Annotated in this window: 27 protein-coding genes, 1 tRNA gene and 2 pseudogenes; 19 read left to right on the top strand and 11 right to left on the bottom strand. The window is 69.6% G+C overall.

Annotation, left to right across the window (positions count from 1 at the left end; genetic code table 11):
* From AW270_RS39660 to AW270_RS20925, 3 genes are all read left to right on the top strand, one after another.
* Positions 1-521: hypothetical protein (locus AW270_RS39660; RefSeq protein ID WP_169807347.1), on the top strand; the 521-nt coding region annotated here is incomplete at its 5' end.
* A gap of 194 nt (positions 522-715) precedes the next feature.
* On the top strand, positions 716-1207 hold the full coding sequence (locus tag AW270_RS20930) for an RNA polymerase sigma factor (protein WP_061296797.1): 492 nt from the start codon (positions 716-718) through the stop codon (positions 1205-1207).
* Complete coding sequence (locus AW270_RS20925) at positions 1204-2103, top strand: hypothetical protein (protein ID WP_061296796.1); 900 nt, start codon at positions 1204-1206, stop codon at positions 2101-2103. Before AW270_RS20930 ends, AW270_RS20925 begins: the two co-directional genes overlap by 4 nt.
* Here the strand turns inward: AW270_RS20925 and AW270_RS20920 are convergent.
* Both AW270_RS20920 and AW270_RS41335 read right to left on the bottom strand, forming a co-directional pair.
* A pseudogene (locus AW270_RS20920) lies at positions 2100-3389 on the bottom strand (NAD(P)-binding domain-containing protein); the annotation flags it as partial. The gene AW270_RS20925 and the pseudogene AW270_RS20920 sit on opposite strands and share 4 nt — an antisense overlap.
* Positions 3293-3832 carry an OsmC family protein gene (locus AW270_RS41335; protein ID WP_061296795.1) on the bottom strand — a complete coding sequence of 180 codons (540 nt, stop codon included), beginning with the start codon at positions 3830-3832 and terminating at the stop codon, positions 3293-3295. The pseudogene AW270_RS20920 and the gene AW270_RS41335, both read right to left, overlap by 97 nt.
* A gap of 49 nt (positions 3833-3881) precedes the next feature.
* On the opposite strand from AW270_RS41335, the gene metX reads away from it, so the two are divergent.
* Genes metX through AW270_RS20900 form a run of 3 tightly spaced genes read left to right on the top strand, consistent with a single transcriptional unit; the run spans position 3882 to position 6843 of the window.
* Positions 3882-5066, top strand: coding sequence for a homoserine O-acetyltransferase MetX (gene metX, locus AW270_RS20910; RefSeq protein ID WP_245674788.1), 1185 nt, complete (start codon positions 3882-3884; stop codon positions 5064-5066).
* The gene (locus AW270_RS20905) at positions 5063-6376 is read left to right on the top strand and encodes an O-acetylhomoserine aminocarboxypropyltransferase/cysteine synthase family protein (RefSeq protein ID WP_061296793.1); all 1314 of its coding nucleotides are present in this window, start codon (positions 5063-5065) and stop codon (positions 6374-6376) included. The genes metX and AW270_RS20905 overlap by 4 nt, the downstream gene beginning before the upstream one ends.
* Positions 6373-6843 (top strand): CoA-binding protein, encoded by a 471-nt coding sequence (locus AW270_RS20900; RefSeq protein WP_061296792.1) that lies wholly within the window; start codon positions 6373-6375, stop codon positions 6841-6843. Before AW270_RS20905 ends, AW270_RS20900 begins: the two co-directional genes overlap by 4 nt.
* On the opposite strand, the gene AW270_RS20895 is transcribed toward AW270_RS20900, so the two are convergent.
* A complete protein-coding gene (locus AW270_RS20895; protein WP_061296791.1) occupies positions 6840-7772 on the bottom strand; it encodes a polyprenyl synthetase family protein in 933 nt (310 codons plus the stop codon). The genes AW270_RS20900 and AW270_RS20895 overlap by 4 nt on opposite strands.
* A 24-nt stretch (positions 7773-7796) precedes the next feature.
* The gene (locus AW270_RS20890; protein ID WP_063819277.1) at positions 7797-8690 is read right to left on the bottom strand and encodes an SDR family NAD(P)-dependent oxidoreductase; all 894 of its coding nucleotides are present in this window, start codon (positions 8688-8690) and stop codon (positions 7797-7799) included.
* 91 nt (positions 8691-8781) lie between these two features.
* Between AW270_RS20890 and AW270_RS20885 the strand changes: the two genes are divergently transcribed.
* The gene (locus tag AW270_RS20885) at positions 8782-9372 is read left to right on the top strand and encodes a TetR/AcrR family transcriptional regulator (RefSeq protein ID WP_063819276.1); all 591 of its coding nucleotides are present in this window, start codon (positions 8782-8784) and stop codon (positions 9370-9372) included.
* A gap of 41 nt (positions 9373-9413) precedes the next feature.
* On the top strand, positions 9414-10094 hold the full coding sequence (locus AW270_RS20880) for a Crp/Fnr family transcriptional regulator (protein WP_061296789.1): 681 nt from the start codon (positions 9414-9416) through the stop codon (positions 10092-10094).
* Here the strand turns inward: AW270_RS20880 and AW270_RS20875 are convergent, their stop codons facing one another.
* From AW270_RS20875 to sp36, 4 genes are read right to left on the bottom strand one after another with little or no spacing between them, the layout of a single operon-like run.
* Positions 10095-10901, bottom strand: coding sequence for an MBL fold metallo-hydrolase (locus tag AW270_RS20875; protein ID WP_061296788.1), 807 nt, complete (start codon positions 10899-10901; stop codon positions 10095-10097).
* Complete coding sequence (locus AW270_RS20870) at positions 10901-11683, bottom strand: NUDIX hydrolase (RefSeq protein WP_439649067.1); 783 nt, start codon at positions 11681-11683, stop codon at positions 10901-10903. Before AW270_RS20870 ends, AW270_RS20875 begins: the two co-directional genes overlap by 1 nt.
* Before the next feature lie 15 nt (positions 11684-11698).
* On the bottom strand, positions 11699-12154 hold the full coding sequence (locus tag AW270_RS20865; protein ID WP_061296787.1) for a RidA family protein: 456 nt from the start codon (positions 12152-12154) through the stop codon (positions 11699-11701).
* The gene (gene sp36 / locus AW270_RS39655; RefSeq protein ID WP_169807346.1) at positions 12151-12306 is read right to left on the bottom strand and encodes a Sp36 family protein; all 156 of its coding nucleotides are present in this window, start codon (positions 12304-12306) and stop codon (positions 12151-12153) included. Before sp36 ends, AW270_RS20865 begins: the two co-directional genes overlap by 4 nt.
* Positions 12307-12375: 69 nt before the next feature.
* Here sp36 and bagA point away from each other — a divergent pair, with 69 nt between their 5' ends.
* The gene (gene bagA / locus AW270_RS20860; RefSeq protein WP_061296786.1) at positions 12376-13356 is read left to right on the top strand and encodes an ATPase BagA; all 981 of its coding nucleotides are present in this window, start codon (positions 12376-12378) and stop codon (positions 13354-13356) included.
* A gap of 34 nt (positions 13357-13390) precedes the next feature.
* Here bagA and AW270_RS20855 read toward each other — a convergent pair.
* Positions 13391-14583 (bottom strand): annotated as a pseudogene (locus AW270_RS20855) (RNA-guided endonuclease InsQ/TnpB family protein); the annotation flags it as partial.
* A gap of 113 nt (positions 14584-14696) precedes the next feature.
* On the opposite strand from AW270_RS20855, the gene bagB reads away from it, so the two are divergent.
* Positions 14697-15827, top strand: a complete 1131-nt coding sequence (gene bagB / locus AW270_RS20850; protein ID WP_061296784.1) for an ATPase BagB — start codon at positions 14697-14699, stop codon at positions 15825-15827.
* A 3-nt stretch (positions 15828-15830) separates the two neighbouring features.
* Here the strand turns inward: bagB and AW270_RS20845 are convergent, their stop codons facing one another.
* On the bottom strand, positions 15831-16127 hold the full coding sequence (locus AW270_RS20845) for a WhiB family transcriptional regulator (RefSeq protein ID WP_061296783.1): 297 nt from the start codon (positions 16125-16127) through the stop codon (positions 15831-15833).
* A 248-nt stretch (positions 16128-16375) separates the two neighbouring features.
* Between AW270_RS20845 and AW270_RS20840 the strand changes: the two genes are divergently transcribed.
* Positions 16376-18619: a transglycosylase domain-containing protein gene (locus AW270_RS20840; RefSeq protein ID WP_082801704.1), complete on the top strand. Its 2244-nt coding sequence runs from the start codon at positions 16376-16378 to the stop codon at positions 18617-18619.
* Between the two features lie 59 nt (positions 18620-18678).
* Here AW270_RS20840 and AW270_RS20835 read toward each other — a convergent pair whose 3' ends face one another.
* Positions 18679-19134, bottom strand: a complete 456-nt coding sequence (locus AW270_RS20835) for a GatB/YqeY domain-containing protein (RefSeq protein WP_061296782.1) — start codon at positions 19132-19134, stop codon at positions 18679-18681.
* An 81-nt stretch (positions 19135-19215) separates the two neighbouring features.
* On the opposite strand from AW270_RS20835, the gene AW270_RS20830 reads away from it, so the two are divergent.
* From AW270_RS20830 to AW270_RS20795, 8 genes are all read left to right on the top strand, one after another.
* Positions 19216-20118, top strand: a complete 903-nt coding sequence (locus AW270_RS20830; RefSeq protein WP_061296781.1) for a metallophosphoesterase — start codon at positions 19216-19218, stop codon at positions 20116-20118.
* A gap of 46 nt (positions 20119-20164) precedes the next feature.
* Positions 20165-20238, top strand: a tRNA-Pro gene (locus AW270_RS20825).
* 74 nt (positions 20239-20312) lie between these two features.
* Complete coding sequence (locus tag AW270_RS20820; protein ID WP_061296780.1) at positions 20313-21224, top strand: nucleoside-diphosphate kinase; 912 nt, start codon at positions 20313-20315, stop codon at positions 21222-21224.
* Positions 21225-21386: 162 nt separating this feature from the next.
* Positions 21387-21794: an aldo/keto reductase gene (locus AW270_RS20815; RefSeq protein ID WP_082801703.1), complete on the top strand. Its 408-nt coding sequence runs from the start codon at positions 21387-21389 to the stop codon at positions 21792-21794.
* 38 nt (positions 21795-21832) lie between these two features.
* The gene (locus AW270_RS20810; protein ID WP_061296778.1) at positions 21833-22252 is read left to right on the top strand and encodes an SRPBCC family protein; all 420 of its coding nucleotides are present in this window, start codon (positions 21833-21835) and stop codon (positions 22250-22252) included.
* Positions 22253-22359: 107 nt separating this feature from the next.
* On the top strand, positions 22360-22806 hold the full coding sequence (locus tag AW270_RS20805; RefSeq protein ID WP_061296777.1) for a (2Fe-2S)-binding protein: 447 nt from the start codon (positions 22360-22362) through the stop codon (positions 22804-22806).
* The gene (locus AW270_RS20800; RefSeq protein WP_061296776.1) at positions 22799-23779 is read left to right on the top strand and encodes an FAD binding domain-containing protein; all 981 of its coding nucleotides are present in this window, start codon (positions 22799-22801) and stop codon (positions 23777-23779) included. Before AW270_RS20805 ends, AW270_RS20800 begins: the two co-directional genes overlap by 8 nt.
* On the top strand, positions 23776-25986 hold the full coding sequence (locus AW270_RS20795) for a xanthine dehydrogenase family protein molybdopterin-binding subunit (protein WP_061296775.1): 2211 nt from the start codon (positions 23776-23778) through the stop codon (positions 25984-25986). The genes AW270_RS20800 and AW270_RS20795 overlap by 4 nt, the downstream gene beginning before the upstream one ends.
* Positions 25987-26005 lie beyond the last annotated feature (19 nt).

Below are 26005 nucleotides of genomic sequence, written 5' to 3'. Positions count from 1 at the left end.
CTCCCACCCCCACCCCCACCTCCACGCCCAAGGCGCCGTGCTGGGCGGGGTCGTGGACGGTGACCACGGCGACCGCCGAGGTCGCCGGCAAGAAGCACAACTTCTTCGCGCAGGGAGGCGCCGGCATCAAGGCGACCTTCACCCCCGAGGGCAAGTACGTCGGCGCCCACTACGACTTCCGCACCGCGGCCCTGCTGACCGGCGGCGCCACCTTCAGGCTGAAGGGCCGTGAGAACTTCACGTACACCTTCGGCGGCCACGGACCCCAGACCTACGGCAAGGTCGCCCTCAAGCCCCGCACCGGCAACATCGGCGCCAGATTGGAGCGCTCCGGCGGCGGAAAGGGCTTCTCCGGCCTGCTCCGCGACGCGGTCGCACGCAACGAGGACCTCGGGGCGATCCCCCGCAAGGGCACCTACACCTGCGTCCCCGGCAAGTCGCTGCGCATCGACACGCACGGCAAGTCGGGCCGGACCGTCATCACCATCAAGTGGGAGCTCACCCGCACGCCCGTCGTCTAGGAGTCACCTCACGCGGCCCGCACCGCGTGAGGTGACCGGAACCGATCTCCCCTGACCGAAGGTCGAGTCGCCGACGCGTTCAGGCACCGAGCGGGCCGTGGTCGTTCCCCGGCCCGCTCTTCGCATGTCTCCCGGGTGATAACCGCGCGCTCCGCGACATCTACCGGTAGAGGCAGCACTGAAGAGGAGACGGAGTGAGCGATGAGGCCGACTTCACGCGCATGTTCAAGGAGCACTACACGCCGGTCCTGCGCTACGCCTGGCGCCGGGCCGGCCCCGCCGACGCCGCGGACATCGCCGCCGAGACGTTCAAGATCGCGTGGGAGAAGTACGACCGGGTGCCCCGCGACCAGCCGCTCCCCTGGCTCTACGCGACCGCCCGCAACCTCACCTTGAACTTGATCCGCCGCACCCACCGCCGCGACGCGCTGACCGAGTGGGCGGGCGGCGCCGAAGAGGATCACGCGGCGGCGGTGACCGACCGCCAGGCGGCGCTGGCCGCGCTGAACAGCCTGAGCGAGGGCGACCGCGAACTGGTCCTGCTCATGTCGTGGGAGGGGCTCGACCTCGGCCAGGCAGCGAAGGTCGTGGGCTGCTCCCGGGCGACGGCGGCGATGCGCGTGCACCGATTACGCAGGCGGCTGCGGCACCTGTTCGTCGAGGAACCGGAAAGGAGCGTCCGATGAACTGGTTGCGGGACAACGACCCGGCCTGCCACGTGCGGGCAGACCCGGCGACGATGGCCGCCGTCCTGGACACCATCGTCAGAACGCCACGGCCGGTGAGGCGCCGCCGGCGGAGGTCTCTGGTCCTGATCCCCCTCACCGCTCTGACGGCGATCCTGGTGATCATGTCGCAGCCCGGCGTGAGCGCCTCCTACGAACTGGGCCCGGCCAAATCCGTCGCGTTCTCCCGGAACAGCGATCGCATCGACATCCGGATCGCGGACCCCAACGCCGATCCTGAGCGCTTCCGCGCGGACTTCGCCGCGCACGGCCTGGACGTCACGCTGGACACGGTGCCCACCTCACCGAGCCTGGTCGGCGCGGTGATCTCCGTCAATTCTCCCCAGCGGATGGTCCACTACCATACCGACGGGTTCGAGATCGTCGGCGAACAGGGCAGCGAGTGGATCACCTCGATCCGAGGAACCCGCTGCGGGGACCGCTCCTGCGTCACCGCGGTCAGTGTGCCGGTCGATCTGCGCAGCCCTCTGGAACTCACGATCGGCCGGGCGCCTGAGCCCGGGGAGCGCTACGAGGTCGGCGGCGATCCGACGGCGCCCGGTGAGCCCCTGGAGGGATTCGACCTGACGAACTACACGGTCGACGAGGCCGCCCGTCTGCTGCGGGAGCTGAACGTCACCGTCCAGTCCTACCACCCGGAGAGGCCGCCGGATCACGTCGGCGGCTGGGACTACTCCGCCCACACCGTCCAGCCGGAGAAGGTGCCCGGGTCGTGGCACGTACAGCGGGTGTTCGGCGGCCACGCCCCGGACACGGTGCGGCTCGTCGTCGCGGCCGAGCCGACCGATCGTCCGTTCTGGGAGTTCGTCGACTCCCTGATGTTCTGGCGGGACTAACCGGCTAGGTGCAGCCGCAGGTGGTCGACGACCTCGCGGGCGTCGTCCTCGATGCCGCAGATGAACGTCGACCGTCTGCGGCGCAGGACCGGCAGGCCGAGGGCGTAGAGGCCGTCGCCGAGCACGCCGCCGTCGTGGGTCAGCGCGCCCTTCGGGTCGACGACCGGGACGTCCAGCCACGAGTAGTCGGGCCGGAAGCCGGTCGCCCAGACGATCGAGCGGATCTCCCCCGACCCCAGGTCGACCCGCCAGCGGGCCGTACCGGGCACGTCGGTGGGCGCGAAGCGCTCCCCCGGCGCGGTTCCGGCCCACTGGTCGAACGTGTCGAGCAGGCGGTTCATCTTGAGGTCGGCCAGCGCCGCCACGTTGCGCAGGCCCCCGGAGAAGAGGGCCGCGCCGTCGCGGATCGCCGAGAGCCGCCCGACCAGTTCGACGCCGAGCGCGGTCAGCACGTTGAGGTCCAGGGTGGACGCCCCGGCGAGCTGCGGCGACGGCAGCCGCCGGGCCCGGGTCAGGTCGTCGACCTCGTCGTAGCGCTGACTCCAGACGCCGGAGTTGTGCATCCACCAGAGCACGTCGCGGCCCTCGTAGACGCGGGGCATCCGGACGTGCTCGCCGACCGACAGCACGACCGGGCGGCCGGAGCGGCGGATCTCGGCCGCGAGCTGCACCCCCGTGGCCGAGGCCCCGACGACGAGCACGCCGCCGTCCGGCAACCGGGAGGGGTTCCGGTAGCCGAACGGCGTCACCTGCTCCACCGACGAGGGCACCGCCGCGGCGAGCGCCGGCACCGAGGCGACGTTGCAGGCGCCGCTGGCGATGACGACGGTCCGGGCCTCGACGGGCCCCTGGTCGGTCGTCAGCGTGTATCCGCCGGCCGAGCGCCGCACCGACGTGACCGTCACGCCGGTGCGGACCGGGACGTCCTTGGCGGAACGCTCCAGAAAATCGACCACCTCGCCCATGTCGGCGTAGCCGTCGGGGTCGGGGCCCTCGTAGTGGGAGCCCGGGAGACGGTTGAGCCAGTTGGGGGTGAGGAGCCGGAGGGAGTCCCATCGTTCGTGCCGCCACGAGTTGGCGACCTCGCCGCGCTCCAGCACCACGTGGTCGATCGACGCGGCCGTCAGGAAGTGGCTGGCCGCCAGGCCCGCGTGACCTGCGCCGATGACGGCCGTGGTGACGTTCACGATCAGGCGACTTCGACGGTGACGTTCGTCGGGTTGGTCAGCGCGTCGAAGACGGCCGAACGCTTCTGCGACTGGGCGACGAGAGCCTCGATGTCGGCGCGGGGGGCGTCGGCGTCGATGGAGAAGGTCACCTTGATGTCGTTGAAGCCGTTGCGCACGTCGCTGTCGGCACCGAGGATGCCGCGGATGTCGTGGCCGCCCTCGACGGAGGCCTCGACCGAGTTGAGCTTGATGCCGCGGTTCTGCGCGACCGAGGCGATGCCGGCGGTCAGGCAGGAGGCCAGGCCCACGAGCAGGTACTCGATGGGGGTGATGCCGTTGTCCTCGGCCGCGAAGATGGCGGGGTGGTCGGCCTCGAAGACCGACTCGCTCTTGTGGCTCTGCTCCTGGCCGAGGCCGAAGAACTTCTCGATCCTGGTGGTGCTGTGGACGCCGTGCTGCCACTTGGAGCTGGCGCGCCAGGTGAACTGGGCCGCCTCGGGCGCGCCCTTGAGAACCTCGCGGGCGTCCAGCAGGGCCTGGACGTTCACTCCGTTCGTCATGATGATCCCCTCATTTCCTACAGGTTAAATGAACAATACAATGAAACCCATGGGCTCCATAGGTTTCGTTGAAACTCAATACCTCGACCTGCCTGGTCCGATACGCCTCGACAGCGGTCGGGAACTGCGCGACGTCCGTGTGGCCTACGAGACCTACGGCACACTCTCCCCCGAGCGCGACAACGTCATACTCGTCTGCCACGCCCTCAGCGGCAACGCCCATGCGGCAGGTTCCGCGAAGACGGCCCCCGAAGCGAGCGCCCGCGACGGCTTCGGCGCCGAGGATCGCGACGGCGTGAAGGGGAAAGGGCTGGGCTGGTGGGACGGGATGATCGGGCCCGGAAAGGCTTTCGACACCGACCGATACTTCGTCGTCTGCACGAACCTCCTTGGCGGCTGCAGCGGCACGACAGGCCCTTCCACCATTGATTCCGCCACCGGGCGCCCCTATGGCTCCGACTTCCCGGTGGTCACCGTGGCGGATATGGTCCGCACCGAACGCGCCTTCTTGGACGAGCTCGGAATCGAGCGTCTCGCGGTGATCGCGGGCGGTTCGCTGGGCGGGATGCAGGCCCTCGAATGGGCGGTCCAGTATCCGGGTCAGGTCGACTCCATAGTGGTCATCGCCTCCACCCACGCCCTCCACCCCCAGGGTCTGGCGTGGAACGCGATCGCCCGCGAGTCCATCATGCGCGACCCCGACTGGCAGGGCGGCCACTACTACGGCACCGGCCGCAAGCCCGACGCCGGCATGGGCGTGGCCCGCATGGTCGGCCATGTGACCTATCTCTCCGGCGTGGCCCTGACCGACAAGTTCGGCCGGCGGCTCCAGTTCTCCGACGACATCCGCCACACGATCGTCGAGCCCGAGTTCGAGGTCGAGAGCTACCTGCGCCACCAGGCCGACTCGTTCGTGAAGCGGTTCGACGCCAACAGCTACCTCTACATCTCCCGCGCGCTGACCTACTTCGACCTGGCCAGGGAGCACGGCGGCGGGTCGCTGGAGAAGGCGCTGGAGAACGTCCAGGCCCGGACGCTGCTCATCTCGTTCAGCTCCGACTGGCTCTATCCGCCGGAGGCGTCGGACGAGATCGCCGCCGCCCTCACTAATCTGGGCAAACCGGTGGAGAACCACCTCATCGACGCACCGTACGGTCATGACTGCTTCCTGCTGGAGGAAGCACGGCAGACCCCCCTCATCCGGCAGTTCTTGACGAGGAAGATGGCTTCGTGAGCGACAGACCATTCCGTACCGAAGAAGCCCGGGAGTTCGGGTTCGAGACCCGCCAGCTCCACGCGGGACAGCGGCCCGACCCGAACACCGGCGCCCGCGCGGTGCCCATCTTCCAGACCACCAGTTACGTCTTCGAGGACCCCGAGTCGGCGGCGGCCTACTTCAACCTCCAGGAGTACGGCAACACCTACTCCCGCATCATGAACCCGACCACGGCGGTGTTCGAGGAGCGGATGGCCAACCTGGAGGGCGGCACCGGCGCGGTGGCGTTCGCCAGCGGCATCGCCGCCCAGGCCGCGTCGCTGTTCACGCTGCTGGAGCCCGGCGACCACGTGGTCTCCTCCTCGGCCCTCTACGGCGGCACGGTCAACCAGCTCAAGCACCTGTTCCGCAAGATGAACGTCGAGCTGACCTGGGTCGACCCCGACGACCCCGAGGCCTGGCGCGCCGCGGTCCAGCCGAACACCAAGGCGTTCTACGGCGAGACGATCGGCAACCCGGCCGGCAACGTGCTCGACATCGAGACCGTCGCGGCCATCGCCCACGACAACGGCCTGCCGCTGATCGTCGACAACACGTTCGCGACGCCCTATCTGTGCCGGCCGATCGAGTGGGGCGCCGACATCGTCGTCCACTCCGCGACCAAGTTCATCGGCGGCCACGGCACCAGCATCGGCGGCGTCGTCGTCGAGGCGGGCACGTTCGACTACTCCAACGGCCGCTTCCCGGTGATCGCCCAGCCGTCTCCGGCCTACCACGGGCTGAAGTTCCACGAGACGTTCGGCGAATACGGCTACCTGATGAAGCTGCGCGCCGAGACCCTCCGCGACCTGGGCGCGGCGATGTCGCCGTTCAACGCGTTCCTGTTCCTCCAGGGCCTGGAGACGCTGTCGCTGCGGATGGACCGCCACGTCGACAACGCCCTCGCGGTCGCGGAGTTCCTCCAGGCCCACGAGCTGGCCTCGAAGGTGACCTACCCGGGGCTGGCCGACAGCTCGTACAAGGCGCTGGTGGAGAAGTACCTGCCGCGCGGCGCGGGCGCGGTCTTCTCCTTCGAGTGCGCCGGCGGCCGTGAGGGCGGCCAGGCCTTCATCCGCGGCACGACGCTCTGGTCCCACCTGGCCAACGTCGGCGACGCCAAGAGCCTGATCATCCACCCGGCCAGCACCACCCACCGTCAGCTCGGCGACGCCGAACTGGCCGCCGCCGGGGTCGGGGCCGGCACCATCCGCCTGTCGGTCGGCGTCGAGTCGGTGGCGGACCTGATCTGGGACCTGGAGCAGGGCTTCGCGCACGTGGAGAAGGCATGAGATATCAGGAACCACAGGACATCCAGCGGATCGTCAACACCGCCAAGACCGTCGCGGTCGTCGGCCTGTCGGGCAACGAGCTGCGGGCCAGCAACTTCGTCGGCTTCTACCTCAAGCGCCACGGCTACCGGATGATCCCGGTCAACCCGCGCGAGAAGGAGATCCTCGGCGAGACCTCCTACCCGAGCCTCTCGGACATCCCCGTCAAGGTCGACGTGGTGAACGTCTTCCGCGCGCCCGACGCCGTCCCCGGCATCGCGCGTGAGGCGGTCGCCATCGGCGCGGGCGCGCTGTGGCTCCAGTTCGGCGTGATCAGCGAGGAGGGCGCCCGCATCGCCGAGGAGGGCGGCCTCACGGTGATCATGGACCGCTGCATGAAGATCGAGCACGCCCGCTACATGGGCCGCATGCACTGGCTCGGCTTCAACACCGGGCGGATCACCTCGGTCCGCACCGGCATCCACTAGCGAGTCCGGCCGAGACTCAGGTCGGCCAGCAGCCGCAGCTCCGGGGTGGCCCCGTGGCCGAGCGCCGTGAAAGCGAGCTCGACCTGACGGTCGGCCTCCCGGAGCGCCCATTCGCGGGCGCCCGTCCGCTCGACCAGGTCGGCCTGCGTCTCGGGGTCGCCCCCGTCGCGCAGTGACTCGGCCAGGCGGGCGGCGGGGGGCGTACCCGATTCCAGGGCGGCGACGACCGGCAGCGACTTGCGGCGGCAGCCCAGGTCGGCGACCAGCTTCCGCACGTCGTCAGTGAGCCGGAAGGCCAGCCCGAGGCGGGTGCCGAACTCCCGGAAGACCTGGAGGTCACCGGCTCCCCCGGCCAGCGCGCCCAGCTCGCAGGCCGCGCCGAGCAGCGCGCCGGTCTTGTTCTCGGCCATGGTCATGCACTCGGCCAGGGTGACCTGGGGCCGGTCGACGAAGGCCAGGTCGCTGGCCTGCCCGTGGCACAGGTCGAGCAGCGCGTCGGCGAGGGTCCGCACCCCGGCCGGGCCGACCAGCGCCATCGCGACCGCCAGCAGGGCGTCGCCGGTCAGCAGCGCCTCGCTGAGCCCGAAGACGGTCCAGGCCGCCGGGCGCTCCCGCCTGATGTCGTCGCCGTCGATCACGTCGTCGTGGAGCAGGGAGAAGTCGTTGACCAGCTCGGTCGCGACCGCCATCGGCACCGCGTCGGCGGCGTGCCCCCCGGCCGCCCGCGCGCACCCCAGCGCCAGCGCGGGCCGCACGAACCGTCCCTGGCCGCCGATGAGCTCGTTGCCCTCGTCGTCCCACCAGCCGATGTGGTAGCCCGCGACGTGCCGCAGCTCCGGGGAGAGCCGGTCGATCGCGGCCCGGTGGGCGGGTTCGATCAGTTCGCGGGTCGAGTTGAGGACGTCCCGGATGGTCATCGAGTCGGTCACCCGGCTACCGATACACGACCCGCCTCACTCCACCGCGGCGCCATCGGCGCTCGTGGAGAATGCTTGACCCAGAGGATCACGCTCCTGGGCGGTGGCGTCGTCACGGTCGGTGGAACGGCTCAGATCCGTGTACGCCGCGTCGCGCTCGGCGGTGGTGTGGGCGGCGTACCGGGCGCCGTTGAGGGCGTCGGAACCGAGCAGCAGCCGGACCGGCGGCTCGTCCATCTCGGTGATCCGGACGATCACCTGGGCGACCTTGGCGGGGTCGCCGAGCGGCTTGCGCTCGCCCTGCCGCAGCAGCCGCACCATGGCCCCGACGCTCTGCTCGTAGGGCTCGGAGATCGGCGGGATCGTCATCGACGCGCCGCCCCAGTCGGTGGTCATGCCGCCTGGCTCGATCGTGGTGACCCGGACGCCGAGCGGGCCGAGCTCCTGGGCGATGACCTCGGTGAAGCCGTTCACGGCCCATTTTGAGGCCTGGTAGGCGGACAGGCCGGGCGTGCCGAGACGGCCGCCGATCGAGGAGACGTTGATCAGCGAGCCGTGCCCCTGCCGGCGCAGGATCGGCGCGACCGACCTGGTCACGTTGACGACGCCGAAGAAGTTGGTCTCGACCTGCGCCCGGAAGTTGTCGATGGGGGTGTCCTCGAAGGCCGACATGTCGGCCCAGCCGGCGTTGTTGACCACGACGTCGAGCGTGCCGAACGCCTCCACGGCCGTGGCCACGGCGTCTTCGACCGCTTCGGCGTCGGTGACGTCGAGGGGGAGCGCGAGGACGCGGTCGCCGTACTTCTGCGAGAGGTCGTCGAGCTGGGCGGGCGTGCGGGCGGTCGCCGCGACGCTGTCGCCGCGTTCGAGCGCGGCCAGGACGATCTCGCGGCCGAGACCGCGGGAGCTGCCGGTGACGAACCAGATCATGTTCGACTCCTTCTGACTAACTGGTTAGTTAGAACACTAGGCAGCGGTCTCGGAAGTTGTCAACTAACCGGTTAGAAAATAGTCTTGGGGCATGCCTGGTAAAGCCGACGCCACCCGACAGCGACTGCTCGACGCCGCGATGGAGGAGTTCGCCGCCTACGGCATCGCCGGCGCCCGGGTCGACCGCATCGCGGCGGTGGCGGGCACGAACAAGGCGCAGATCTACCACTACTTCGGCAGCAAGGATCAGTTGTTCGACGCCGTCTTCACCGGCATCGTCGAGACGGTCGTCCGGGAGACCCCGATCGACGTCCACGACCTCCCCGGCTACGCCGCCGCCCTGGCCAGGGGCTACGACGCCCACCCGCAGATCGCCCGCCTGGCCACCTGGCAGCGACTGGAGCGCGCGGACGACCCGCCCAACCCCCGGGCCGTGGAGAGCACCCGGGCCAAGGTCGAGGCCATCGCCAAGGCGCAGGCCGAGGGCGTCCTGCCCGCCGTGTTCCCCGCCGGGGTGCTGCTCGGCCTGCTGCTCTCCCTCGCCTCCGCGTGGACGTCGGTCACTCCCCACTACACCGCCGCCGTCGAGACCCTCACCCCCGACGAGCGCGCCGGTTACGTCGAGGCAGCCGTGCGACGTCTGCTTTCTGGCAGTCCAGGTGATACGGAAGGCGGGGCATAGGCCACAATGGCTACGATCGCGAATGAAGTTGGGAGGCAGGCATGAACACCGAAGAAGTCCTGAGCAGGGCCCCCCTCTTCTCCGCGCTCGACCGTGAGAGCGCCGCGGCCCTCCGCACCAGCATCACCGAGGTGACCCTGACGAAGGGTCAGACCCTGTTCAGCGAGAACGAGACCGGGGCCACCCTCTACGTCGTCCTCGAAGGCAAGATCAAGCTGGCCCGCACCGCCTCCGACGGCCGGGAGAACCTGCTGTCGGTCCTCGGCCCCTCCGAGATGTTCGGCGAGCTCTCGCTGTTCGACCCGCGCCCCCGCACGGCCTCCGCCATCGCGCTGACCGACGTGAAGCTCGCCGGCCTGTCCCACGACGACCTGCGACCCTGGCTGACCGGCCGTCCCGAGGTGGCGCTCCACCTGCTCCGGGCGCTGGCCCAGCGGCTCCGGCGGACCAACGACGTGCTGGCCGACCTGGTCTTCACCGACGTCCCCGGGCGGGTGGCCAAGGCCCTGCTCGACCTGGCCGAGCGGTTCGGGCAGAAGGTCGAAGACGGCATCCGGGTCCACCACGACCTGACCCAGGAAGAGCTGGCCCAGCTCGTGGGGGCGTCCCGGGAGACGGTCAACAAGGCGCTGGCCGACTTCGCGGGGCGAGGCTGGCTCCGCATCGAGGCCAAGGCCGTCGTGATCATGGACATGGAGCGGCTCTACAACCGCTCGCGCTAGCTAGAGCTTCTTCAGGTAGTTCAGCTGGGCCGCGACCGACATCTCCGCCGCCGGCCACAGTTCCCTGGGCACCTCCGCGTAGACCATCTCCACGATCTCGCGCGCGTCCTTCGCGCCGTCCCTGATCGCCTGGCGGATCTGGTCGAGGCGCTGCCTGCGATGGGTGATGTACTCGTCCAGCTTGCCGATCGGGTCGGCCAGGATCGGGCCGTGGCCCGGCAGCAGCGACTCCGCCTCCGACAGCTCCGCCATGGCCCTGAGCCGGTCGAGGCTGCGGAGGTAGTCGGCCAGGTCGCCGTCGGGGGCGATCACCGTCGTGCCGCGGCCCAGGATCGTGTCGCCCGTCAGCAGGGCGCCGTCCTCGGGGAGCCAGAAGCAGAGCGAGTCGAACGAGTGGCCCGGCGTTCCGATCACCCGGATCTCCACGCCGCCGGCCGTCAGGGCGTCGCCGTCCTCCAGGCCCTCCTCGCCCAGGACGTGGGTGCGGTCGAGGGCTCGTACCGGGGACTTCACCATCTCGGCGAACCGGCGGGCTCCGCCGCTGTGGTCCTCGTGGCCGTGCGTGAGCAGGATCACTTCCACGTTCCGGCCGCCCAGGCGCGACACGACCGTCGACAGGTGGCCCGGGTCGTCGGGGCCGGGGTCGACCACCGCGACCGACTCGCCTCGGCCGAGGACCCAGGTGTTGGTCCCGTCGAGGGTCATCGGGGAGGCGTTGGGGGCCAGCACGTTGACGGCGGTCGCGGTGCCGGAGCCGTCGATGGGCCCTTCGATGGGCCCCTCTATGGGCAGGGAGAGGCCGCTCATCAGATCTGTCCCTCGGTCGTCAGGACCATCTGCCCGTTCCGCTCGACCGGGGCGGGCATGACGGTGGTGATCTTGGGGTCGGCGGCGAACACGTCGGTGATCGTTCCGGCCGCCGCCAGGGCGGACAGCGTGTGGAGGGTCGGCGGCATCAGGAAATATCCGGATGTGAGGGCGTCGGCGGGACTCGTCCAGACGACCGTGTCGGCCTCGCCGCCCACGTCCCTGGTGCGCTGGCCCGGCGGCAGGGCCGCCACGAAGAAGCGGGTGTCGAAACGCCGGGTCTCGATCTCCGGGGTGATCCAGTGGGCCCACGGCTTGAGCAGGTCGGAGCGGAGCACCAGGCCGTTGGCGGCCAGGAACTCGGCGAACGAGAGCTCCCGGCTGATCAGCGCCAGCCGCTCGGCCTCCCACATGGTCGTGTCGTCGACCGGGTCACCGGCCAGCAGGACGCCGCTCTCCTCGAACGTCTCGCGCACCGCCGCGCAGACGAGGCCCCGCGCCGTGTCCTCGTCGGCGTTCAGCAGGTCGCCCCACTCGGCGGGCGAGGGGCCGGCCCAGCCGATGTCCGGGCCGGCGTCCCGGGGGTCGACGGAGCCCCCGGGGAAGACGTAGGCGCCGGCCGCGAAGGCCATCGTGGCCACGCGGCGGAGCAGGTAGACCTCCAGAGGGGGCTCCCGCAGCAGGGCCACCGTGGCGGCGGCCCTGGCCGGAACCGGGACGAGCCGCCCGGCCAGCAGGTCACGCGCCCGTTCACCCAGCTCGCCCGGCAGCGCAATGTCCACCGTAAGAGTGTAGATCTAACGGATTTCGGCGATCAGTTCCACCTCGACCGGGGCATCCCGGGGCAGGACGGCCACACCGACCGCGCTGCGGGCGTGGGCGCCCTGGAAGACCTCGCCGAGCAGCTCGCTCGCGCCGTTCACGACCTGCGGCTGGCCGGTGAAGTCAGGCGTGGAGGCGACGAACCCGACGACCTTGACGATCCCGGCGACCTGGCCGAGATCCCCCACGACCGACTTGAGCGCCGCGATGGCGTTCAGCGCGCACACGCGGGCCAGTTCGTAGGCCTCCTCGGGGGTGACCTCCGCGCCGACCTTGCCCGTCTTCAGCAGCTCCCCGGCCGCGATGGGCAGCTGGCCCGAGGTGTAGACGTGAGAGCCCGAACGGACCGCCGGCACGTAGGCCGCCAGGGGCGCCGCCACCTCGGGCAGCGACAGGCCCAGGGCCGACAGACGGTCTTCGGGGCTGGTCACGCCTTGGCCCGCTTCATGTAGGCCACGAGCTGCTCGGGGTTCGGGCCGGGGACGACGGCCACGAGCTCCCACCCGTCGTCGCCCCAGTTGTCGAGGATCTGCTTGGTCGCGTGCGTCAGCAGCGGCACGGTCACGTACTCCCACTTCGTCATGGCGGAAGGTTATCGATACCCAGCAGGCCTCGGCGTATCGGGAAATGACGTTTGGGTAGCCTCACGGGTGTGAGATCTCGCGACACCGACTGGGACGGAGTACGTCTCCATGTCGTGACCGGCAAGGGCGGCACCGGCAAGACGACCGTGGCCGCCGCCCTGGCCCTGGCCCTCGCGGCCGGGGGCCGCAAGGTGCTGCTCGTGGAGGTGGAGGGCCGCCAGGGCATCGCGCAGGTCTTCGATCTTCCACCGCTCCCCTACGAGGAGCGCAAGATCGCGGTGGCGCCGGGAGGCGGTGACGTCCACGCCCTGGCGATCGACCCCGAAGAGGCCATGCTCGAATACCTGGAGATGTTCTACGGCCTCAAGCGCATGGGCAAGGCGCTGACCAAGATGGGCGTGGTCGACTTCGCCACCACCATCGCCCCCGGCCTGCGCGACGTCCTGGTCACCGGCAAGACCAGCGAGGCGGTCCGGCGGCGCGACAGAACCGGCAAGAGGGTGTACGACACCGTCGTCATGGACGCCCCGCCCACCGGCCGGGTCACCCGCTTCCTCAACGTCACCCAGGAGGTGGCGGGGCTGGCCAGAGTCGGCCCGGTGCGCGCCCACGCCGACATGGTCCGCGGAGTGGTGGCCTCGCCCGAGACGGCCGTCCACTTCGTCACCCTGCTGGAGGAGATGCCCGTCCAGGAGACCCTCGACGGCGTCACCGAGCTGCGGGCGGCCAAGCTGCCCGTCGGCGGGATCTTCGTCAACATGGTGCGCACCGTCGACCCCGTCCTCGAAGGCCCCTTCGACGTGGCCGAACTGGCGCTGGGCGTGAAGGCGGCCGGGCTGGGCGACGACGGCAACGCGGCGGTCATCGCCGAGGCCCTCGGCGGAGAGGTTGCCGAGCAGCAGCGGCGGGCCGAGCTCGAAATAACCGAGCGCGACGCGCTGGAGACCGCCGGGGTGCCACGATATGAACTGCCCCTGCTGGCCGACGGCGCCGACCTCGCGGGCCTCTACGAACTCGCCGAAGCGATCCGCACCCAAGGAGCCGCTTGACATCGTCCCCTCTTTGACGAGAGGGGATCCTCACGGTCGCCCGTGAGGATTCCTGCTTCACGGCCGGCCGCCCGCCAGAGAGGAGTCTCCTTGGGGTCCTACGCCAGCTCCACAGGCGTTTCACCTCTCCGCAAGCCCTGCGGCGAGGATGTTCTTCGCGGCGTTGACATCCCGGTCGTGGGCCGCCCCACAGCCGCACGACCATTCTCGGACGTCGAGCGGCATCAAGGCGGTCAGCACCCCGCAGGCCGAGCACAGCTTGCTGGAGGGAAACCAGCGATCAACGACCAGCAGTTCCCGTCCGTACCAGGACGCTTTGTACGCCAGCATGGAGCGCAGTTCCCGCCAGCTCGCATCAGAAATGGCTCGGGCGAGCGAACGGTTTTTGACCATATTGGCGACGGTCAGGTCTTCAACGGCGATCACTTGGTTCTCGCGAACAAGCCGTGTGGTGACCTTGTGCAGATAGTCCCGTCTTCGGTCGGCGATCCTGGCATAGATCCGGGCGACGGCGAGCTTCGCTCTGGCCCGATTGCCACTGCCGGGGGACTTGCGGGCGAGCGCGCGCTGCGCTCTGGCGAGTTTCCTCCTGTCCGAGGCTTCATATCGCGGGTTGGCGAGCCGTTCGCCTGTCGACAACGTCGCGAGAGCGGAGATCCCGACGTCTACGCCGATCATCGACCCAGCCGGGGACAACGGGGCGATCTTCTCTTCCACCAGGATGGACACGAACCAGCGGCCCGCCGCATCCCTCGACACCGTGACCGTGGACGGCTTCGCGCCCTCGGGCAGTGGGCGCGACCACACGATGTCCAGGGGACCGTCCATCTTGGCCAACGTCAGGTTGCCCTCGCGCCAGCGGAATGCCGATCGGGTGTACTCGGCCGACGACCGGGATTTCTTGCGCGACTTGAACACTGGATGACCGGCTCGTCTGGCGAAGAAGTTCGAGAACGCCATCTGCTGGTGCCGCAATGCCTGCTGCAGAGGCACGCAGGAGACCTCGTTGAGGAAACTCAGCTCCTCGGTTCGCTTCCAGGCCGTGAGGGCGGCCGAGGATTCGGCGTAGGAGAGCTTGCGGCCTTCCAGCCGATAGGCGCGGGTGCGCTCTTCCAGAGCCTTGTTGTAAACCAGGCGCACGCAGCCGAACGTCCGGGCCAGTTCCTCGGCCTGCTCAGGGGTTGGGTAGAAGCGGTACTTGTAGGCCCGCTTCACGATCTGCGCCACGGTAGAGAAGTCAACCCGCCATCAGTCGATAATCGCACACAAGTTCGATCCTGTGACACCAAGAAACACCTCTCCCGCCTGCCCACGGCACCGACCCTGCTCCAGGAGTTCTGATGACCACGCCTCCGACGCCGCCTGAGCTCGACCTCGACGGCATCATCGACGATCCGGGGACCCGGATCGTGGTCTGCTGCGGATCGGGCGGTGTCGGCAAGACGACCACGGCGGCCGCCCTCGGGCTCCGGGCCGCCGAGCGGGGCCGCAACGTCGTGGTGCTGACCGTCGACCCCGCCCGCCGGCTGGCCCAGTCGATGGGGCTGACCTCGCTCGACAACACCCCGCGCAAGGTGGCGGGGGCCGACGGCGAGCTGTTCGCCATGATGCTCGACATGAAGCGGACCTTCGACGAGATCATCGAGGCCCACGCCGACCCCGAGCGGGCCCGCCAGATCCTGACGAACCCCTTCTACCAGTCGCTCTCGTCGAGCTTCTCCGGCACGCAGGAATACATGGCCATGGAGAAGCTCGGCCAGCTCCGGCGGTCGGGCGAGTGGGATCTGATCATCGTCGACACGCCTCCGTCACGGTCGGCGCTCGACTTCCTCGACGCGCCCGAACGGCTCGGGCGGTTCCTCGACGGGAAGCTGATCCGGCTGCTGATGGCCCCCGCCAAGGCGGGCGGGCGCAGCGCGTTCAAGATCCTGAACGCCGGGTTCGGCCTCGTCGCCGGGGTGCTCACGAAGGTGCTCGGCGCCCAGGTGCTGAAGGACATCCAGACGTTCGTCTCCGCGCTCGACGCCGTCTTCGGTGGATTCCGCCAGCGGGCGGAGCAGACCTACAAGCTGTTGCAGGCTCCTGGCACCGCGTTCGTCGTGGTGGCCACGCCGGAGCGTGACGCGATGCGGGAGGCCTCCTATTTCGTGGAGCGGCTGGCCGAGGAGCGGATGCCGCTGGCCGGTCTGGTGGTCAACCGGGTGCACCGCTCACCGGCTCCCGGTCTTACCGCGGCGCGGAGCACCGCCGCCGCGGAAGACCTGGAGTCACGTGGTGAACACGAGCTCACCGCCGCTGTACTGAGACTGCACGCCGACCGGATGCAACTCGCCGCTCGCGAGCACCGGGAGCAGGAACGTTTCGCTTCGGCCCACCCCACTGTGCCGGCCACCCAGGTGCCCGCGATGTCACAGGACGTCCACGACCTCGACGGGTTGCGTGAGATCGGCGAACTCCTGGCCAAGCGGTGAGGGTCAGCCGGCGATCAGCTCATTAGTGCGTTCGTATTCTTCCTTCGCCAGCTCCAGCAGGTCACGCCAGGAGTCGACGTCGGGCCGACGGCGCAGGAGGGCGCGCCTTTCCCGTTCGGTCATTCCGCCCCAAACCCCGAACTCGATGCGGTTGTCCAGCGCATCGGCGAGGCATTCGGTACGGACAGGGCATCCTCGACAGATCAACTTCGCCCGGTTTTGTGCGGCGCCCTGAACGAACAGAGCGTCAGGATCCGCACCTCGACAGGCGGCACGGGAGGTCCAATCCGTGATCCACATTTTTCGACCCCACTCCCCTTAGGTGGTCAGTCGTGACTTCTGGGGCCGACGGGCGCGGTCGCCGAGCCTCCTTATTCAGTTGCCGCAGAGGAGAACGTACGAGACTCCGCATCCGAATGGACAGACCCGCAGGGACCAAATTTGGCGGGCGGCGGTGTCCGGGTATGACTAGTCATCCCAAGCGCGGGTAATGCGACGTGGTGCGTTTGGTACCGAATCTCCCCTTACTTCGACGTACGCTTAGCTCCGTGCAAGCTTCAGGCAAAGCCCGTTTCGGGAACGCGATCTTGACGCTGGTCAAGCTGGTCGCCGCCGCCGCCATGGCCGGCGTGATCGTTGCGGCCGTCGGGCTGCCCGCCGTGGGTGGAGCCGGGTTCGGCGCGAAGTCGGGCGTCGAGTCGTTGCGCATCGAGGCGGAGGAGCTCGACGAGCCCCCGCTGCCCGAGAAGACCGTCCTGCTCGACAACGACGGCAAGCAGATCGCGCAGTTCTACTTCCAGAACCGCGAGTCGGTGCCGCTGAGCAAGATCGCGCCGGTGATGCAGCAAGCCATCATCGCGATCGAGGACTTCCGCTTCTACGAGCACGGCGCCCTCGACATCGAGGGAACGGTCCGCGCGCTCACGAAGAACGTCTTCGGCGGCGGGGTCGTGCAGGGTGGCTCGTCGATCACGCAGCAGTACGTCAAGCTGGTCATCTTCAACTCGGCCGAGACCGAGGAAGAGCAGCTCAAGGCCATCGAGGCGACGTACACGCGCAAGCTCAACGAGATCCGCTACGCCATGGCGATCGAGAAGAAGTACTCGAAGGACGAGATCCTCAACCGCTACCTGAACATCTCCTACTTCGGCGACGGCGCCTACGGCATCGAGGCGGCGTCCAAGCGCTTCTTCGACAAGCACGCCTCTGAGCTGGAGCTGCACGAGGCCGCGACGCTGGCCGGCGCGGTGCAGAACCCGAGCCAGACCGACCCGGGCCGGGGCAAGGAGTTCCGCGAGCGGCTGCTCGCCCGCCGCAACACCGTGCTCGACCGGATGGCCGAACTCGGGAAGATCACCGTGGCGCAGGCGGCCGAGGCCAAGAAGGAGAAGCTCGGCTACAAGGGCGAGAAGATGCCCGGTGGCTGCGAGGACAGCTCCTACCCGTTCTTCTGCCTCTACGTGCAGAACGACATCCTGAACAACCCCGACTTCGGCAAGACCGAGAAGGCCCGGCGCGACTTCCTGAACCGCGGTGGCCTGGTCATCCGCACCACGCTCGACACGAAGATGCAGAAGGCCGCCAACGACGCGATCAAGAAGCACGTCTACGCGAGCGACGAGCAGGTCGCGGCCGAGGCGCTGGTCGAACCGGGCACGGGCGCGATCAAGGCGCTGGCCGCCAGCCGCAAGTTCGGTGACAACAAGAAGAAGAACGAGATGAGCTACAACCTGGCGGCCAACCGCGCCCACGGCGGCGGTTCCGGCTTCCAGGCGGGTTCCACGTTCAAGGTGATCACCCTGCTGACCGCCCTCGACAACGGCATGAAGCTCAACGACGGGTTCGCCACCGGCAAGACCTACGACATCCCGACCAACTCGCTGTCGCCCTTCCGCGACTGCAAGGGCAACCGCGCCGGCGAGACCCACCAGGTGTTCAACTCCAGCGAGGGCGCGGGCGGGTTCAACACCCTCCAGACCGGCACCTGGGGCTCGGTGAACACGTTCTTCATGAAGCTGGAGGAGCACGTCGGCCTCTGCAAGGTCGTCAAGATGGCCAAGAAGCTGGGCATCGAGCGGGCCGACGGCGCGAACCTGCGCGAGGTGCCGACCTTCACCCTCGGCGTCAACGAGATGGACCCGGTGACGGTCGCCAACGCCTACGCCACCATCGGCGCCCGCGGCAAGTACTGCGCCCCCATGGTCATCACCGAGATCGTCGACCGCGAGGGCAAGGCCACCAACTACAAGCCCGACTGCGACCAGGTCTTCGACGAGAAGGTCGCCGACGCGGCCAGCTCGATCCTGAGCGGCGTCTTCACCAAGGGCACCATGTCGCAGGTCGGCGGCATCGGCCGTGACGCGGCCGGCAAGACCGGCACCACCGACGGCTACACCGCCGCCTGGTTCGCCGGCTACACCCCCGACCTCGCGGCGGCCGTCAGCCTCGGCGACCCGCGCGGCGCCTTCAAGTACGACCTGACCGGCGTCACCATCGGCGGCGACCCGTTCCCGTACGTCTACGGCGCCTCGATCTCCGGTCCGATCTGGAAGGACACGATGCTGAAGGCGCTCAAGGGCGTCCCGGCCACGTCGTTCACCAACGTCGACATGTCCGAGTTCGGCGGCTGCTCCCCGGGCTTCTGCCAGCCGAAGCCGAAGCCGAAGCCCGAGCGTGGCGGCGACAACCGCGGCGGCGACGACCGCGGCCCCGACCGCGGCAACGACTTCAACCCGCCGCCGCCCCCGGACGACAACGGCGGTGGCGTGATCATCCCGCCCGACAACGGCTGAGAAACGGCTGAGGGCCCTTCCCCGAGCGGGGGAGGGCCCTCAGCCGTTCAGCCGGACGATCAGCCGGCCAGCCGCGCCTTCACCGCCGCCGCGACCCGGCCGCCCTCGGCCCGGCCCGCCACCTTCGGGTTGACGACCTTCATGACCTGGCCCATGGCCTGCGGCCCGGCCGCCCCCGTCTCGGCGACGGCCTCGTCGACGAGCGCGGCCAGCTCGGCGTCGGAGAGCTGGGCCGGAAGGTACTCCTCCAGCACGGCCTGCTCCTCGAGCTCGGCCTGCGCCTGCTGCTCGCGGCCGGCCCCGGCGAACGCCTCGGCCGCCTCGCGGCGCTTCTTGGCCTCCTTGGTGAGAACCTTGACGATCTCGTCGTCGGACAGCTCGCGGACGGCCTTGCCCGCGACCTCCTCGACGTTGATGGCGGCCAGCGCCATGCGGATGGTCCGCAGCCGGATGTCGTCGCGGGCCTTCATGGAGGTCGTGAGGTCGGCCTTCAGCCTGTCTTTGAGAGCGCTCATGGCCCACTATCTTGCCGTGTCCCGAGCCGGGATCTCTCCGGGTTATCCCGGGCTCACCCGGCGTTCGGGCATGATTGGGATGTGCGGAAAGTCGTAGCGGTACCTCTGGGAGTGGTCGGACTCGGTCTCGCCGGGCTGGGCTACGCGTCCATCGTCGAGCGGAACTGGTTCCGGCTGCGCCGTTTCGACGTGCCCGTGCTGGAGCCCGGCCGCCGTCCGGTCAAGATCCTGCAGATCTCCGACCTGCACCTGACCCCCGGCCGCACCCGCCTGATCAACTGGGTCCGCTCCCTGGCCTCGCTGGAGCCCGACCTGGTGGTCAACACCGGCGACACGATCTCCCACCCCGACGCGATCCCCGCCTACCTGCGCGCCGTCGAGCCCTTCCTCGGCCTTCCGGGCCTGTTCGTGTACGGCTCCAACGACCTCTACTCGCCCCATTTCAAGAATCCGGCACGCTACCTGTGGCGGACGTCCAAGACCGACAGCTCGAAGCGGAACATCCCCGACCTGCCGTGGCTGGAGCTCGGCACGGCGATGACCTCGGCGGGCTGGCTCGACATGAACAACACGACGGCCCGGCTCAAGGTCGCCGACCTCGACGTGGCTGTCGGCGGGATCAACGACTCCCACATCGACCTCGACCGCTACGACCGGATCGCCGGCCCCGCTCCCGCCGAGGCGGACCTCCGTCTCGGGGTCATGCACTCTCCGGAGCCCCGGAACATGACCCGGTTCGCCTCCGACGGCTACCAGCTCCTGCTGGCGGGCCACACGCACGGGGGGCAGCTCTGCATCCCCTTCTACGGGGCCCTGGTGACCAACTGCGGGATCGACCGGGCCCGGGTGAAGGGACTGTCCCACCACGAGTCCGCGTGGCTCCACGTGTCCGCTGGGCTCGGCACGTCGCCGTTCGCGCCGGCGCGGTTCGCCTGCCCGCCGGAGGCGACGCTGCTGACTTTGGTGCCCCGCGCGGCGCGGTGACGCATGAGCCCCGAAAGTCCGCTAGACTCATCGAGGCAGAAGGCACCGGGGTGTAGCGCAGCTTGGCAGCGCGCTTCGTTCGGGACGAAGAGGTCGTGGGTTCAAATCCCGCCACCCCGACGGTGTAGCAGCAGTCAAAGGTCTGATCCACTTCGGTGGGTCGGGCCTTTTTCTGTTGCCGAAGGTCGATCGCCATGAGCATCAACTGGACCTATGCCCTCGTGACCCCGGACGCGCTGGTCACCGGGGCGCTGTCCCGGACGTTGGCCGCCTTCCGCTCGGCCGGGCTCGATCCGGTCGCCGCCGAGCTGATCCGCGTGGACGTGGACACGATGCTGCGTCTCTACGACACTCCGCCAGGCAGCCGCCCGGTCGCGCTGCCCCCGCCCCGGGCTTTCCGGTTGTGGTACGACCTCGGCCCGGCCTGCCTCACGATCCTGCGACACGACGGAGCCGGCGCCTGCGCGGCCATGAGCCGTCTCAAGGGGGCCACGGACCCGGCCGCGGCTCGCCCCGGTTCCATCAGGCACGCCGCCGAGAACGTCCTGATGAATTTGGTGCACTGCCCGGACGACGAACCTTCCGCTCTTGCCGAACTGGACCTCCTCGTGGGTCCCCGGCACGCCGAGGCGCTCCGGCTCCAGGCCGCCGTGGCCGACGACCGCGTCCGCCTGCTCACCGTCGGCACCGTCGAGGCGGCGGCGCCCCTGTTCGCGGGCCCGCACGCCCTGTCGCTGCCCCTGGCCGTGAACCGGGTCCGCCTGCGGGTCGTGCAGCACCTGGCGATCACCGGGATGGCCGTACCGGACGTGCTGCTCCTGCTGGAGGAGGCGCGGCTCGTCCTGCTGGAGGAGCGCGGCGAACTCATGGGCATCGAGACGAGCCCGGCCCGCATCGCGGCGGCGCGGGCCCGCGACGGCCGGGTGAGGGCCCTTCTGCGGGCCGCCGCGCGGACCTCTGCCATGGAGAACGCCGTGGACAGGCTTTCCGAGGTGCTCATGGGGTCCTCCGAAGGCTGGGCGCCCTTCCTGGAGGCGATCCGCGCCGCGGACGTCTATCTGTCGGCCACGGAGAGTGCCGTCCTGGAACAGAGCCACTACCTCTGAGATCTTTGCTCGCCGAGGCGTGGCGGCCTCTCACCGGCGGGGAATCTGGCCCCAGACGGTCCTGGGCGGTGAAGTGGAGAGACGCCATGTCGCTGACCGCGATCCTTCCCGGCCGGCGCGGGTTCGGCACGGCTCCCCTGGGCAACATGTTCCGAGCGCTCGATCGAGGACAGTCTGCGACGTCTGGGCGTCGACCGGCTGGACATCGTCTGGGTCCGCGACATCGCCCGGGAGCAGGGCGTCGGCATGGTCGTCGGGGGGCCGTACAACTCCGGCGTCCTGGCCGGGGGCTCCCACTTCGAATACCAGCCGGCGTCATCGGAGACCGTCGAGCGCGTCAGGAAGCTCAGGACCCTCGCCGAACGGCACGGCGTCGGCGTGAAGGCGGCGGCCCTGCAGTTCTCCCTCGCCCACCCGGTGGCCGCCGCCGCCATCCCCGGGGCCACCCGGCCCGGCCGGATCGCCGAGGACGCCGCCGCCGTCGACGAGACCGTCCCGGCCGCGTTCTGGCAGGAGCTCCGCGCTCTCGGCCTGGTCAGCACGGCCGCGCCTCTCCCGGGCGGAGCCTGAACCCCGACCCATCAGCCACGACCGTCAGGAGAACGACCATGGCATCGACCTCCGTCAGCCGCGTCCTGCCCGCCTCCCCGCAGCAGGTCTGGGATCTCGTCGGAGGGTTCCACTCCCTGCCCGACTGGCTCCCCTACATCCCTGAGAGCACCATGCTCGAAGGCGGGCGCCTCCGCCGGCTGGTGACGCCGGACGGCAAGGTGATCGTCGAACGCCTGCTGGCCTTCAGCGAGGCCGAGCGCCACTACAGCTACTCCTTCGTCAAATCGCCCTTCCCCGTCACCAGCTACCTCTCCATCCTGCGGGTCCATCCGATCCCCGGGAACGCGGACGCCGCCGAGGTGATGTGGTCGGGATGCTTCACGCCTGCGGGGGTGAGCGAGAGCGAGGCGGTCGACCTGTTCACCACCATCTACCGCGACGGCCTCGAAGCCCTGCACCACGCGCTGGCGGGCTGAACCCCTGGCGCAGGTCACATCTCCCCCATGAGGGCGTTGATCCTCGTTCCTCCAGGCTTGTGACGGCCCCCACCTGCACGGTTAGCGTCGCAACAAAGGGGGACCTCATGACCACGCTGATCGTCAACGGCATGGAACATCCGCTCGACCTGGCTGACCCCCGGGTCACTCTCCTGGACGCCCTCCGCGACAGACTCGGGCTCACCGGCACGAAGAAGGGCTGTGACCAGGGCGCCTGCGGGGCCTGCACGGTCATCGCCGACGGGCGGCGCATCCTTTCCTGCCTCACGCTCGCCGCGCAGTGCGACGGCCGGGAGATCACCACGATCGAGGGGCTGGAGTCCCATCCGATGCAGGACGCGTTCATGCGGCACGACGCGTTCCAGTGCGGCTACTGCACCTCGGGGCAGATCATGTCGGCCGTCGCACTGCTGGGTGAGGACCGGGCCGGTTCGGACGACGACATCCGCGAGTTCATGAGCGGCAACCTGTGCCGCTGCGGGGCCTACTCCAACATCGTCGCGGCGGTCCGGGAGGTGGCCCGTCATGCGTGAGTTCCGGTACGAACGTCCCACCACGGTCGCCGAGGCGATCAGGGCCGTCAGCGAAGACCCGGAGGCCGACTTCCTGGCAGGCGGCACGACCGAGGTCGACCTGATGAAGGACGGCGTGTTCCACCCCGACCTGCTGGTCGACATCACCCGGCTGCCGCTGCGCGGGGTGCGCAGGAACGGGACGATGCTCCAGGTGGGGGCGCTGACCACCATGGAGGAGCTGGCGGCCGACCGCACTCTCATGGAGCGGGCGCCCTTCGTCCGCGAGGCGCTGCTCCTCGGGGCCTCGACGCAGTTGCGCAACATGGCGACCATCGGCGGCAACCTGCTCCAGCGCACCCGCTGCCGCTACTTCCGCGATCCGGCCGTGGCGGCGTGCAACAAGCGGGAGCCTGGGAGCGGCTGTGAGGCGGTCAACAGCGTGGCCCGGATGCACGCCATCCTCGGGGCGAGCCGCGACTGCATCGCGCTGCACGCCTCCGACCTGGCCGTCGCGCTGGTCGCGCTGGACGCGGTGGTGCACCTGCAGAGCGAGCAGGAGGAGCGGTCCGTCCCGCTGACGCAGTTCTACCTGATGCCCGGTGACACGCCGGACCGCGAGAACGTGCTCCGGCACGGCGAGCTGATCACCGCGATCGACATCCCGTTGCCGCCCGAAGGGATCAGGTCGACCTATCTCAAGGTGCGGGACCGGGCCTCGTACGAGTTCGCGCTCACCTCCGCCGCCGTCGCGCTGACCATGGACGGCTCGGTCATCATGGACGCCCGGGTCGCGATGGGCGGCGTGGGCACCATCCCGTGGCGCGGGTTCGAGGCCGAGGAGGTGCTGCGCGACGCCCCGGCCACCCCTGACACCTTCCGGAGCGCGGCCGACGGCATGATCCACGACACGTTCACCGTGCCGGGCACCGCGTTCAAGGTCGAACTGGCCAAACGCACATTGATCCGCGCCCTCACGGAGGTGACCTCGTGACCACGATCCAGCAGCAGCCCCGCATCCTCGGGCCGGGCATCAACCGGGTCGACGGACCCCTGAAGGTTACCGGGCAGGCCCGGTACGCCAACGACTTCAGCCTCCCCGGCATGGCCTACGCCGCCGTGGTGCGCTCGACCATCGCGTCCGGCCGGATCACCCGCATCGACACGACGGCGGCGGAGAAGTCGGCGGGCGTGATGAGGGTGATCACCCACGAGAACGCCGACCACCTGGCCGCGGCCCCGGCGACGTTCATCAAGAACCCGCAGGCGCCGCTGCAGGACGACGTGATCCGCTACCACGGCCAGTACATCGGCGTCGTGGTGGCCGACACGCAGCAGAACGCCACCGCCGCCGCCCGGCTGGTGGAGGTCGAGTACGAACTCCACGAGGCCCTCCTCGACCCGCACGACCCGAGGGCCGAGCGGATCAAGGACCCGTGGGGGGAGGACACGGCCTGGGGCGACGTCAGGACGGCGCTCAAGCGCGCGCCGGTGATGATCGACCAGACGTACACGACCTCGGAGAACACCAACAACCCGCTGGGCCTGTTCACCACCCTGGCCGCCTGGGACGGCGACACGCTGACCCTGCACGACTCGAACCAGTGGCCGAACATGGTCCAGATGGTGGTGGCCACGATGTTCGGCGTCCCGGAGGACGCGGTCCGCGTGCTGACGCCGTTCGTCGGCGGCGGGTTCGGGGCCGGGCTGCGCTGCTGGTCGCACATCCCGCTCGCGGTGATGGCGGCCCGGCACGTCGGCCGCCCGGTGAAGCTGGAGCTGACCCGGCCGGAGATGTTCACCGGTCTCGGCCACCGCACCGCCAGTTTCAACTGGATCAAGCTGGGCGCCACCCGCGACGGCCGGCTGACCGCGATCGAGCACGAGAGCCTCACCACCCTGTCGATGGAGGGCGACGAGTACGAACCGTGCTCCTCGGTCTCCTGCTCGGCCTATGCCAGCCCCAACGTCACCACCCGCGACCAGCAGGTCAAGCTGAACATCCCGTGGACGAACTTCATGCGCGCCCCCGGCGACTCGCAGGGCAACTTCGCGCTGGAGTCGGCCATCGACGAGCTGGCGTGGGAGGTCGGGCTCGACCCGCTGGAGATACGGCTGCTCAACTACGCGGAGGTCGACCCGAAGACGGGCCGCCCGTGGTCGAGCAACGCGCTGCGGCAGTGCCTGGAAATCGGCGCGCAGCGGTTCGGCTGGTCGCGGCGCAACCCGGAGATCCGCTCGATGCGCGAGGGCCACGAGCTGATCGGCTACGGTGTGGCCGGGGTCAGCTTCTTCTGGTACCAGCAGCCGTGCTCGGCGAAGGTGATCTTCAGGGCCGACGGGTCGGCCTACGTGCGCAGCGCGGTGACCGACATCGGGACCGGGACGTACACGATCATGGCCCAGCTCGCCGCCCGGCTCCTCGGGCTGGACGTCGAGCAGGTCGAGATGCAGCTCGGCGACAGCGAGATGCCGGCCGGCGCCGCCGCCGGAGGGTCCGGCCTGACGGCGGCCGTGGGCAGCGCGGTGCACGACGCGTGCGGGCGGCTGGTCCAGAAGTTCGTCGACCTGGCCGCGACCGACCCGTTCTCGCCGCTGGCCGACGTGGGGATCGAGAACGTCGAGGTCTCCGAGGGCCGCCTCTACCGCAAGGGCGACCCGACGCGCGGGGAGTCGCTGGCCCGCATCCTGGCCGTCCACGGCCTCGACGAGCTGGCGGCCGACGGGTCCTCGACCCCCAACTCGCCGGACGAGCTGGGGATGACCCCGGCCGGGGCGCGCGGCGCCCGGTTCGTGGAGGTCAGGGTCGACGAGGACCTCGGGCGGGTCAGGCTGGCCCGGATCGTGACGGTCAACGACGGCGGCCGGATCCTGAACGAGAAGCTGGCCCGCAGTCAGATCCTCGGCGGGACAGTCGGCGGGATCGGGATGGCGCTGTTCGAGGACACGGTGACCGACATGGACACCGGCCGCATCGCCAACGCGACCTTCGGCGACTACCTGGTCCCGGTCAACGCCGACATGCCCGACGTGCACATCGAGTTCGTCGGGGAGCCCGACGCGTTCAACCCGATCGGCGTGAAGGGGGTGGGCGAGATCGGCCTGGTCGGCGTCGCCGCCGCCGTCGCGAACGCGATCTTCCACGCGACCGGCAAGCGGATCAGGTCACTGCCGATCACGATGGACATGCTCATGGACTAGCAACCGCGGAGAGAGCGGC

Source organism: Herbidospora cretacea, assembly GCF_001570605.1.
Lineage (GTDB): Bacteria > Actinomycetota > Actinomycetes > Streptosporangiales > Streptosporangiaceae > Herbidospora > Herbidospora cretacea.
Note: the sequence above shows the minus strand (reverse complement) of the source record. Positions and strands in the feature narration are given on the sequence as shown.